Raw genomic sequence first — 12539 nt, forward strand, 5'->3', positions numbered from 1 at the left:
ATGTCTTACCACCATCACATGCTATGTTATCGCCACGTCACGAAGCGTTTACCATCAGCAAATAAGTGACTGTATTCATTTAAAGACAATAGCCGTGTACTCTGCGCTTTTAAAGTAATAGACGTCACGCCCGTATTAACCAAGCTTTTATTAATTTGATACGCAGTTTGACTGCCTTGTTGTAATAACTGCGCGGTAATAGCCGCAATAATGCCGCCCGAAGTAAATACCAGCACCGTACTATCACACTCTAAATTCAGATTAGCCACTTGCAAACGCACTTGCTCAAGCGCTTGTTTTGCCCGCTCATTAAATTGTGACCAGCTCTCAATATAATCACTGTCATTGTCACCTGCATGCCAGCGCTGCATCGCAGAATCAAACAACTCCGCTAAACGCATAGATGGCGCTTCTGCTTGCGCAATTTCAGCCGCAATAGCACCTTTACTCATGAAAGCAGAATTAGACTTTATAAACACGTCTTTATGATTAAATTCATCAAATTGTGGCAGTACATAGCTATCCGGCGCACTTATATCGATCGCAGGCTTACTAGAGATATTGCTATCGCTATCAACAAATGACTGATAACGCTGCCAAAAATGATGTGCAGAGTCTTGCTGCCTAACCAAACTACCAGTAAAAATCGCATCAATTCGACGCTGAGTCGTCGCGTAATGCTGACCTAGCATCTGCGCTTGCTTGCCACCCAGCTCTGACAGTTGATCGTAATTCTCTTGTCCAAATGACGCTTGACCATGACGGGCCAAAAGTATGGTTGTCATAAAATATTGCCTTATTAATCGCACTCTTATAATTTTTAAACGTATTAGGGCGTGTCCTCATTTTAAAATGATGAAAAAAATGAGATAAATTGCCGCCAAACAAGGAAAATAGCGCAAATAATATCGAGATATTCATAAGCTATTTGACGCAGTTTGGCAAAATCCAGCCATTTTTAGCCCATTTAGAGAATGCTCTATTGAATTGAGGACATGCCCTAGATTTTCAATTTTTAACCTACTTACTCTTCAGCTTTAGGTGCGCTTTGTCCAAAATAGCTTTTTGGTAAGATACCTTTGATAACAGCCTGCATAGGACTTGGCAACTGCTCAATCATCGCAGCATCAACACCCATATCCTGTAGATGCGGCTGTACTCGGCTAGTAAATAAAATCTCACCTTCATATTGAGCAATCAACTTCAGACATTTGGCATGTAATACGTGTACAATAATCCAGAAATTTTTAAAGGCTGGATTGGTCGTTTGTTTATGATAGTAGCGATAATAAATCTGCTGAACGATACCCGCTAGACGGAATAACCCAAACACTTCATAAAACGTCCAGTTGTCTATCTCTAGACCTGTCTGCTCAAGATAATAAGCAACCACCTCATCGCGAGTCATCATGCCTTTTAAATGGGTGGGCTGACGGCGTGACTGCTGCATAATGATGTTGTCATCTTCTTCAATCCAATACGCCAATGCGCTGCCCAAATCCATCAAAGGATCGCCCAAGGTCGCCATTTCCCAGTCGAGTACGCCGATCACCTTGGTCGGATCTGCTGCATCCAAAATCACATTATCAAAGCGCCAATCGTTATGAATGAGACAAGTCTTACTGTCAGCAGGCGTATGCTTACCGAGCCATTGACGTACTAAGGCAAAACTTGGGACGTTGGGCGTTTTGGCTTTGACATAACGCTTGTCCCAGCCAGTTACTTGACGCTCGCAATAACCTTCACCGCGTCCAAGATTGACCAAATCAGGATGCGCTTTATAATCGACTTGATGCAATTCAATCAAAGCATCAATAACATTGGTACATAATGCACGCGTTTGCTCTTCATTTAAATCGATACCTTTTGGCAAATTGGCACGAGGAATGATACCTTCCATACGCTCCATGACATAAAAGTCAGCACCGATGACGGACTCATCCGTACATAGCGCGACCATTTTAGGTACATAAGGATAAGCATCTTTTAAGGATTTTTGAACCGTATATTCGCGCACCATGTCGTGTGCTGATTTTGCTTTGGTGCCTTTTGGTGGACGGCGTAAAATTAAGTCTTGGCTTTTACCTTCGCCTTCATATTGCAAACGATAGGTCCAGTTTGATGCGCCACCTGAAAATTGAGTAACGGTAGGTTCGCCTTTTATATCCACACCCTGATCACGTAGCCATGAGCTGACCGCTTTGGCATCAAGCTCTTCGCCCTCACGAACCTCGCCGCCTTTATCTAAGATTTTATTAGCTACTTCTTTAATGGTAGTTTTGCTTTGATTAGCAGTTGCCATATGACATTCCTTATCGTGTGCTCAATTATGTTTTATCAGTGAGTATAGGGCTGAAAATTCACTATTAACGGTGTAATAGTGAATTTCAATGAGAAATTAATTCAAGCAAATGCTCATTTAAACCAGTTTCTATACGATTATTGCAAATGAAAATTAGGCTTTCACAGGCTTTGAGGAACGGCTAAAACCCTGACGCTTTAATTCTAATTTAGCAATCATCGTTTTATGCACTTCATCAGGACCATCAGCTAAGCGCAGCGCTCGTGCTTGCGCAAAGAAAGCAGGCAACATCGTATCTTGGCAAACGCCCATGCCACCATGAATCTGAATCGCCATATCGACCACTTCTTGTAGCACGGTTGGTGCAACCACTTTAATAGCAGAGATTTCAGTCAATGCTGCTTTTGTGCCTTGCGCATCCATTTTTTGCGCTGCATATAGTGTCAATAAACGCGCTTGGTCAATCTTAATACGCGCCTCAGCGATACGCTCAAAATTACCACCCAGTTGTAATAATGGCTTACCAAAAGCGGTACGTTCCATACCGCGCTTAACAGCCAGCTCTAGCGACTTTTCGGCAGCGCCAATACAGCGCATGCAATGGTGAATACGACCTGGTCCTAGGCGACCTTGCGCAATCTCAAAGCCCATACCTGCACCACCGATAAAGTGACTGACGGGCACACGTACATTATCAAAGCTGACTTCACCATGGCCGTGCGGCGCATCATAATCGCCAAAGACTTTGAGCATACGCTCGATGTTGACACCCGCTGTCTTTGCTGGGACCAATACCATCGAATGTTGATGATGACGGTCTTTATTCTCATCAGGCGTGTACGCCATCACAATCAAAATATCGACCGCAGGGTCGCCAAGACCCGATGACCACCATTTACTGCCATTGATAATAATCTCATCGCCATCAACCACAGCTGTCGCTTGCATATTGGTCGCATCACTGGAGGCGACATCAGGCTCAGTCATACAAAATACCGAACGCGTTCTACCTTCTAAGATTGGCGTTAGCCATTTGTCTTGCTGCTCCTCAGAACCATAGCGCCATAAAAGCTCCATATTGCCGCTATCAGGGGCATTACAGTTAAACACATAAGGCGCTAATAAACTGCGACCAGTGAGCTCGGCAATCGGTGCATAATCGGTCACCGACAGCCCTGCCCCTAGCGTGTCATCTGGCAAAAATAAATTCCATAGACCGGCTTCGCGTGCTTGTTTACGCAAACTCTCGTATTTTTCTGGCCATTGCCAATTTTTCCAATTGCCGTCTGGGTTTTGCGCATGACAATCCGCCCAAAACTGTGCTTCTATCGGCTCAATATGGGTTTCGATAAATGCTTTGACTTTGGCATGCATGGCTTGACCATGTTCGGTGGCGGTAAACATCAATGTGTTTTCAGACATAGCTGGCATCCTTTTCCTTGCTGATGGTTAATGATTTTCATCACGTTCACATAAAGCTTTTATAAAAAGCCCAATGCTAATTTTATAGTGTACGTGCGTATACTCTGTTCTGTATGCCACATTTATAACACAGCATTTATGAATAAACAGCAAAAAGGCGCGACCCGCTAGGACACGCCTTTTACAAAATACAAACAATGCATTTATTTAAAGTGAAAAATTGAAAACTACTTTAGGATATTTAAACGGCTATTAAAATCAAAACGTGCCAATACATCTGGCAGCTTGTCAATCGCCATATTCACGGTGGCTTCTGCCGCTTGTGACAATCCCAACTTTTCGGCCAGCGTTGGCTTTTGACGTGAATGCAGCGCATAGACTTCATTGTCTTCCATACGCTCTAAAATATAGCTGTCTGAGGTTTGCAGACTGTCAATTAAATTCAGTTTTAGCGCATCTTCACCATACCAATGCTCGCCTGTTGCGACTTTCGCAACATCTAATGCTGGACGATAGGTGTTCACGAAATGTTTGAACAATTCGTGCGTTTGCTCCAGCTCTTCTTGGTATTTGGCACGGTCGTCAGCGTCATTTTCACCAAACATAGTGACAGTACGTTTATAGTCACCAGCGGTAAACATCTCATAATCGACGTCATGATTTTTTAGCCATTTATGAAAGTTTGGCAACTGTGATACCACACCGATTGAGCCAATAATAGCAAATGGCGCAGCCACTACATTATCCGCCACACAAGCCATCATATAACCACCACTGGCCGCGACTTTATCGACACAGACTGTTAGTTTTAAACCAGCCTCTTTTAGACGTGCCAATTGCGCTGCTGCCAAACCATAACCATGAACCAACCCGCCGCCTGATTCAAGACGTACCACGACTTCATCGCCTTTATTTGCGCTGCTGATTAATGTGCTGATTTCTTCGCGTAAATGCTTGACTGCCGTGGCTTTGATATCACCGTCAAAGTCGAGAACGAAAACTTGTGATTTATTATCACTGTTTTTTTTCTTATTTTTGCTTTTTGCTTTCAATGCTTGCTTGGCTTTTTTAGCCATTACTTTTTTGAATTGCTTAAGCGCGGCTTTACCTTGAGTTGCCTCCATTAAGTCTTCACGGCGTTGTTCTTGGCTTTTATTTAGATGAACAACTTGTAGCTCAACAGGGTTCTTAGCAGGGTGAAAAAGCATGAGTAGCATTCCTTACATGATTAGAATAATTTTAATAAGATTTTATAAGTGAGCCTGATATGTGCACAGTGGCTGATATTTTCAAGCAAAATGACAATATTTAACCCAATGCAAATGTTACTGAATAAATACGCCCATTACTGATACTTTCCTACGCTTTGATTGGACGCCACTGGTTGTATAACAAGGGCAGATTAGGCATAATATGCGTTTACACCAAATTTTCTGTAGCCAACGTGATGACCATTTGTCTTAATCGCGGTGTTTGTGCGTTTTTAGCGGATAGCTTGAACCGTACAGCAATGGCTGCATTATTGTATTTCGAATTGGGCTGACAACTGGATAATTATATTATGACGCAAAGCACTATGACGCATAGCGAATATCGAGACGAATATTGCGGAGCCGTAACCGAAAGCTTCATCGATCAAACCATTAGTATCGTAGGCTGGGTACATCGTCGTCGCGATCACGGTGGCGTGATTTTTTTAGACATGCGTGACCGCGCTGGTATCTTGCAGGTCGTCGTTGACCCTGATACCCCAGAAGCCTTTGCTACTGCTGATGCGGTACGTCCTGAATATGTGCTAAAAATCACTGGTCGCGTACGTCAACGCTACGCGGGTACTGAAAACAATAATATGACCAGTGGTCAGATTGAGCTGCTGGGCAAAGAAATTGAAGTATTGGCGAAATCTGAAACACCGCCTTTCCCATTAAATGATGAAAAAACCACGGTATCAGAAGACTTGCGTTTAAAATACCGCTACCTTGATATGCGCCGTCCGCAAATGCAAGAGCGTATGGTTTTCCGTGCTAAAGCCACGTCAGCGATTCGTCGTTACTTAGATGACCATGGTTTCTTAGACGTTGAGACCCCTATCTTGACTCGTGCGACACCAGAAGGCGCGCGCGATTATCTTGTGCCATCACGCACACGCCCAGGTAACTTTTTCGCCTTGCCACAATCACCACAGTTATTCAAACAGTTGCTGATGGTGTCAGGTTTTGATCGTTATTATCAAATCGCTAAATGTTTCCGTGACGAAGACTTACGTGCTGACCGTCAGCCTGAATTTACCCAAGTGGATATTGAAACTTCTTTCTTAAACGAAGAAGAAATTATGAATATCAACGAAGGGCTTATCAAGCATCTATTTAAAACCATGATGGATGTTGAGTTTGAGCAATTCCCACGCATGACTTACGCTGAAGCAATGCGTGACTATGCCTCAGACAAGCCTGACTTACGTATTCCATTAAAACTCATCGACGTTGCTGATTTAATGAAAGACGTTGATTTTAAAGTATTTGCCGGTCCTGCTAACGATCCTAAAGGTCGCGTTGCTGCCCTACGAATCCCGGGCGGCGCGTCATTAAGCCGTAAGCAAATCGATGCTTATACCAAATTCGTTAGCATTTATGGTGCACGTGGTTTGGCTTATATCAAAGTCAATGATGCGAGCAACATTAACAACGGCGTTGACCAAGAATCTGGTCTTCAGTCTCCTATCATCAAAAATATGACCGATGACGTATTGGTAAGCTTGATTGAGCGTACTGGTGCAGAAAGCAACGATATTATTTTCTTTGGTGCGGATAAAGCCAGTGTCGTCAATGACGCAATCGGCGCACTACGTCAAAAAATTGGTCTAGACCTTGAAATGACTACTTGTCAGTGGGCACCACTTTGGGTCACCGATTTCCCAATGTTTGAGCAAACGGACGATGGTCGTTGGACGTCAATGCATCACCCGTTTACTAAACCTAAAGGTTCTGTTGATGAATTGAAAAACAATCCAGAATCTGCCCTCTCTATCGCTTATGATATGGTATTGAACGGTACAGAGGTTGGCGGTGGTAGCTTACGTATCAATACCTTTGATATGCAGCAAGCGGTACTTGAAGCGTTAGGTATCGGCGAGCAAGAAGCTGAAGACAAGTTTGGTTTCTTGCTTGATGCATTAAGATTCGGTGCGCCGCCGCATGGTGGCTTGGCCTTTGGTTTGGATCGTCTGATTATGCTTATGGTAGGCGCTGACTCTATCCGTGATGTTATCGCTTTCCCAAAAACTAAAACTGCTGAATGCCCACTAACTCAAGCACCTGCTGAAGTCGATAGCAAGCAGCTACGTGATCTTGGTATCCGTGTGCGCGAAAAAGCACAGGCTGACACCAACAAACCTGCGCAATAAATGGTCTAACGATGTTCGGATATTTTTTTCAGTACTTATTACGTGATTCATCACTGTGTGAATGGTTATGAATCCGTATCATATTTTTAAAATCGTGCCATTGTCTGTCTTGCAGATACTGGCACGTTTTGTTGCGTGGGTAATTATCAAGATACCCAGTGTAAGTATCATGCGTACAGTCAGTATCAATATGGCGTTAATTGCGCCTAAGCTGACTGATGTGCAAAAACAAGTATTAACCAAAGAGATTATTTATCACCAGTGTTTGACCAGTATTGAATCGATCAAAAGCTGGGCCATGCCACCTGAGTGGAGTATCGCTCAGATTCGCGACGTTCATGATAAAGACATTTTATTAGAAGGACTTGCGAGTGCCAACGGCATGCTCGCTATCGTGCCGCATCTCGGTACATGGGAGATGATGAACGCTTGGCTCAATCAATTTGGTTCCCCAACCATTATGTACAAACCTGTTAAAGGTGACATCACCAACAACTTTGTGCTACAAGGGCGTTCAAGGCTTAATGCAACCTTAGTGCCAACCGATGGTAGCGGTGTCAAGGCCATATTTAAAACACTCAAACAAGGTGGCTTTAGTATCGTCTTACCCGATCATGTTCCCGACCCTTCGGGCGGCGTGGTTGTGCCCTTTTTTGGTATTAAAACGCTAACCAGTACGCTTGCTTCTAAACTTGCTAGTAAAACCAGATGTGCGTTGGTCGGCTTATCTTGTATTCGCCGTGACGATGGTCGTGGATTTGACATCTATTGTTATAAGCTAGATGATCCAGCACTTTATGATCGTCATGCCGAGACCGCCGCTTATGCACTTAACCAAGCCATGCAACAGATGATTGAAGAAAAATGCAGTCACTATATGTGGGGCTATCGACGTTTCAAACACATTCCCACATTAGGGAATCCTTACAACGTTGATGAAGAAACTTTAGCCAAATTCATTCTTGACAACAAGCGGGCTGATCAAAACGTTCATGATACAACCACACGCGCCGGCAATGAATAATGAACAATGACCTTACAATTAGCCAAACGTTTAGAGATATCGTGAATCCTAGCTGTGATAGTATTGGCTGACTTTTGTACCTTTAAACGTTACTAAGGCGTGTTCTCATTTCAATCGATCGTCCTATAAATGGATTAAAGATGGCTAAATTTTGCCAAACAGCGTCAAATAGTCAGTCAATAGCTCAATATTGTCTGCGCTATTTTTTCATTTGACGGCAATTTATCTCATTTTTATCACCATGTTAAAAATGAGAACACGCCCTAAATATTTTTTATTTATATTAATATGAGTGCATTATGGCAACTGACGTAACCAATACCTCATCGACAGACCACACGCACGCACGCAGCAGCACTGCTGAGCAGCGTTATGTTATCTGTATGAAATGGGGTGACAAATACGGCGCTGAGTACGTCAACCGTCTTTATAATATGGTCAGTCGCCATTTGACCTTAGGCTTCCAAATGATCTGCCTCACTGATGATAGTAGCGGTATCGACCCTGCTGTGACTTGCCATCCTATTCCAGAGATGGATTTGCCTGCTGGGCCTGAGCGTGGTTGGAAAAAACTCACGACTTTCAAACCTGAACTATATGGTCTCAAGGGTGTGGCTTTATTTTTAGATATCGACATTGTTATTGTTGATAACATAGATGCCTTTTTTACCTATCAAGCTCAGCACAAAGACAGCGTGGTGATTATCCGTGATTGGAAAAAACCGTGGCGAATGATTGGTAATAGCTCTGTTTATCGTTTCAATATTGGCATGAACACCTACCCTGATTTGCTCGCAAACTTTGAGCGTAACTTTGCCACCATTCGTACCCAAGTGCGCCATGAGCAGGCTTATCTGTCTAACTATTTACGTGAGCATCATCATTTAGAGTATTGGGATAAAACATGGTGTGTCAGCTTCAAGTACCAATGCATCGCCCCTATTCCCTTTAACTTTGTGCGCGCACCTACTCTGCCAGATGGTGCAAAGATTGTCATCTTTCATGGTGAGATTAATCCGCCAGATGCCATCAATGGTAGCGGCGGTAAATGGTATCGTCATGTTAAGCCAAGCCCTTGGCTAAAAGATTATTGGCGATAAACCCATAGGAAATACCATGAAAGCAGATGATGAAAAGCAAATAGATATTGTAATTGCTTGGGTAGATGGTGATGAGCCACTGCTTAAACAAAAAAGAGCGCGTTATCAAAAAACAACCAGCGCGGCATCTGATGCTATCAGCTCAACACGTTTCGCCAGTAACGATGAAATATATTACAATATTGCCTCCATCATAAAATACGTACCTTTCTGTCGACATATCTATATCGTCACCGACCAACAGCAACCGGCACTGATTGAAGCGTTTGTTGAACAAGATATTTGTGCAAAAGACAAGATACGTATCATCGATCATAAAGACCTCTTTGCGGGCTATGAGCAGTTTTTGCCTACTTTTAACACGCGGTCTATTGAAAGCATGCTATGGAATATCTCAGATCTGTCTGATTATTTTATATACATGAATGATGACTTTTTCTTCAACCAACCTGCTGTTATTACAGATTTTTTAGATGACGACACGATTATCATTCATGGTCATTGGCGAAAAAACACCCTTCTACAAGCTAAACTCCAATATCGAAAATCTCTACAAAAATTATCGGGCAAAAAAGTTCAACCCAAACATACGATTGCCCAAATGCTCAGCGCTAAAATCTTGGGGATGAAGCAGTTTTTTGAAGTGCACCACTACCCCCATATTGTCGATAAGAATATTTTAAAAAACTATCTTTTGCATAACCCTCAGCTATTGATTGAGCAAATTCAATATAAGTTTAGAGATGTGGCTCAGGTAAATCCTATTACCCTAATGAATCACCTAAAGATTCAACAAGGAAAAGCTTGTCTCAAGCCGCCCGTAGCAATCAACTATCTAAAAAATGAAAACGGTGTTGAGGATTTTTTAATAGGTTTGCAAAAACAATCTATCAAATATGGGTGTATACAAAGCTTAGACTTGCTTGACCCTGACTCCCGTAACAATATTACCGAGGCGATGATTCAGAAGTTTTCCCAGCATCTGCCATCACCGTTATTGCTAAATCTCACTAAATAAAATCAATCTTATAATAATAAAAATATAACCTTGGAATTTTTATGAAAATAACAGTAGTAGGTACAGGCTATGTCGGCTTATCCAATGCTATGTTACTTGCCCAGCACAATAAAGTAATCGCTGTCGATGTCATAGCAGAAAGAGTCGAGATGTTGAATGCCAAACAATCTCCTATTGAAGATCCAGATATTGAAGATTTTTTACTCAACAAACCCATCGATTTCACAGCCACTTTAGATGCCAAAGCAGCTTACAAAGACGCAGATTTTATTATTGTTGCCACCCCTACGGATTACGACTCAAAGACCAACTATTTTAATACCCAAAGTGTTGAAAGCGTCATTGAAGAGGTGCTGAGCGTTAATAAAAATGCGCTAATCGTTATAAAATCAACAGTGCCTGTCGGCTATACCAATGACATTAGAAAACGATTTTTGACAGATAACATCATTTTTTCACCTGAATTTTTACGTGAAGGCAAAGCGCTATATGACAATCTTTACCCTTCGAGAATTATCGTCGGTGAGCAGTCGGAACGTGCGAGACAATTTGCAGATTTGCTCTTGGAAGGTGCAATAAAGAAAGACGTTCCTCAGCTATTTACTGAATCTACTGAAGCGGAAGCTATTAAATTATTTTCCAATACCTATCTAGCAATGCGTGTTGCCTATTTTAATGAGCTGGATACGTATGCCCAGACTTTTGGGTTAGATACCAAGCAAATTATTGAAGGCGTAGGATTAGACCCGCGTATCGGCAATCATTACAACAATCCATCGTTTGGCTATGGTGGCTATTGCTTGCCTAAAGACACCAAACAGCTATTGGCAAATTATGATGACGTCCCGAGCAACCTTATCAGAGCCATCGTTGATTCTAATAGCACTCGTAAAGATTTTATTGCTGATAAAATCATTGAAAAACAACCAAAGGTCGTCGGTATCCATCGACTAGTCATGAAAAGCGGTTCGGACAATTTCAGAGCGTCTGCTATTCAAGGCATTATGAAGCGTATCAAAGCAAAAGGTATCGAAGTGGTTGTCTATGAACCCGTGTTAAAAGAAGAGGAATTTTTTAACTCAAAAGTCATTAAGGATTTGGACGCATTCAAAGCCATGAGCGATATTATCGTGGCGAACCGCTTATCTGCAGACATCCAAGATGTGTCGCATAAAGTGTTTACTAGAGATTTATTTGGGAACGATTAATGAAAATTTTAGTGACTGGTGCTGCAGGTTTTATTGGCTTTCATTTAATTAAAGCATTGCTGGGCAAAGATTGCTTTATTGTCGGTATTGACAACCTAAACTCGTATTATGAGGTCGCATTAAAAAAAGACCGTCTCAAAATCCTAAACGAACAATCAAACGAAGATACTTTTAGTTTTATCACCTTAGATCTGGCTGACCGAGAAGCAATGGCCAGTTTATTCGCTGAACATGGCTTTGATATCGTGATTAATCTCGGCGCACAAGCGGGCGTGCGCTATTCTATCGAAAAGCCACATGAATACATTGATTCCAATGTAGTAGGATTTCTGAACGTGCTTGAAGGCTGTCGACAGACTCAGGTAAAACATTTGGTATACGCCAGCTCTAGCTCTGTATACGGTATGAATATCAAGCAGCCTTTTAGCACTGGAGATCGTGTAGATTATCCCATTAGCTTATATGCTGCGACCAAAAAATCTAACGAATTAATGGCACATACTTATAGTCATTTATACAATATCCCCACGACAGGGTTACGCTTTTTTACGGTCTATGGCCCTTATGGTCGCCCTGATATGGCGTACTTTTCATTCACCAAAAAAATACTGGTAGGCGAGCAGATAGATGTCTATAACAATGGTGAGATGCAACGTGATTTCACCTACATTGATGATATTGTCGAAGGCATCACTCGTATTATTGATAAAATTCCAGAACCACAACAATCTTTTGCGACCACAGCGATAGCGCCTTACCAAATCTATAATATCGGTAATAACCAACCCGTAACGCTGCGCCGCTTTATTACCGCAATTGAAAGTGCATGCGGTAAAAAAGCAAAAGAAAACTTGTTGCCCATGCAGCCAGGTGACGTCCCAGCGACTTATGCCGACATAGACGAGCTAACAGCCGACATTGGCTTTAGACCCGAAACCAGTATCGAAGATGGCATCTTAAAATTTGTAAATTGGTACAGAGCCTATTATTTAGAAGAACCAACAGAATCACAGCAAGCATAAAACTCGATAAGTCGTAGAATAGATATAGCAAGGAAGAGTC

The 12539-nt window shown here is 42.3% G+C and carries 10 protein-coding genes; 6 read left to right on the forward strand and 4 right to left on the reverse strand.

Annotated elements, in window-relative coordinates; translation table 11 throughout:
* Positions 1 to 26 precede the first annotated feature (26 nt).
* From ACP7AE_RS01555 to sohB, 4 genes are all read right to left on the reverse strand, one after another.
* Positions 27 to 785 carry a histidine phosphatase family protein gene (locus tag ACP7AE_RS01555; protein WP_201539226.1) on the reverse strand — a complete coding sequence of 253 codons (759 nt, stop codon included), beginning with the start codon at positions 783 to 785 and terminating at the stop codon, positions 27 to 29.
* A 239-nt stretch (positions 786 to 1024) separates the two neighbouring features.
* Positions 1025 to 2302, reverse strand: coding sequence for a phosphotransferase family protein (locus ACP7AE_RS01560; protein WP_426241118.1), 1278 nt, complete (start codon positions 2300 to 2302; stop codon positions 1025 to 1027).
* A 153-nt stretch (positions 2303 to 2455) separates the two neighbouring features.
* Positions 2456 to 3706 (reverse strand): acyl-CoA dehydrogenase family protein, encoded by a 1251-nt coding sequence (locus ACP7AE_RS01565; protein WP_201539354.1) that lies wholly within the window; start codon positions 3704 to 3706, stop codon positions 2456 to 2458.
* Positions 3707 to 3951: 245 nt separating this feature from the next.
* A complete protein-coding gene (sohB, locus tag ACP7AE_RS01570; protein WP_201539238.1) occupies positions 3952 to 4932 on the reverse strand; it encodes a protease SohB in 981 nt (326 codons plus the stop codon).
* A 368-nt stretch (positions 4933 to 5300) separates the two neighbouring features.
* Between sohB and aspS the strand changes: the two genes are divergently transcribed.
* The 6 genes from aspS to ACP7AE_RS01600 all read left to right on the forward strand — a co-directional run bounded on the left by aspS (position 5301) and on the right by ACP7AE_RS01600 (position 12499).
* Positions 5301 to 7127, forward strand: a complete 1827-nt coding sequence (gene aspS, locus ACP7AE_RS01575) for an aspartate--tRNA ligase (RefSeq protein ID WP_198330333.1) — start codon at positions 5301 to 5303, stop codon at positions 7125 to 7127.
* Positions 7128 to 7194: 67 nt separating this feature from the next.
* A complete protein-coding gene (locus tag ACP7AE_RS01580) occupies positions 7195 to 8151 on the forward strand; it encodes a lysophospholipid acyltransferase family protein (protein ID WP_201539240.1) in 957 nt (318 codons plus the stop codon).
* A 383-nt stretch (positions 8152 to 8534) separates the two neighbouring features.
* On the forward strand, positions 8535 to 9251 hold the full coding sequence (locus ACP7AE_RS01585; protein WP_426241172.1) for a glycosyltransferase: 717 nt from the start codon (positions 8535 to 8537) through the stop codon (positions 9249 to 9251).
* A gap of 16 nt (positions 9252 to 9267) precedes the next feature.
* Positions 9268 to 10269: a capsular polysaccharide biosynthesis protein gene (locus ACP7AE_RS01590; RefSeq protein WP_426241119.1), complete on the forward strand. Its 1002-nt coding sequence runs from the start codon at positions 9268 to 9270 to the stop codon at positions 10267 to 10269.
* A 41-nt stretch (positions 10270 to 10310) separates the two neighbouring features.
* Entirely contained in the window at positions 10311 to 11477 is a 1167-nt protein-coding gene (locus ACP7AE_RS01595; protein ID WP_426241120.1) for a nucleotide sugar dehydrogenase, read from the forward strand.
* A complete protein-coding gene (locus ACP7AE_RS01600) occupies positions 11477 to 12499 on the forward strand; it encodes an NAD-dependent epimerase (protein WP_426241121.1) in 1023 nt (340 codons plus the stop codon). The genes ACP7AE_RS01595 and ACP7AE_RS01600 overlap by 1 nt, the downstream gene beginning before the upstream one ends.
* The last annotated feature ends 40 nt before the right edge of the window (positions 12500 to 12539 follow it).

The organism is Psychrobacter sp. TWP2-1-2 (assembly GCF_049896785.1).
Lineage (GTDB): Bacteria > Pseudomonadota > Gammaproteobacteria > Pseudomonadales > Moraxellaceae > Psychrobacter.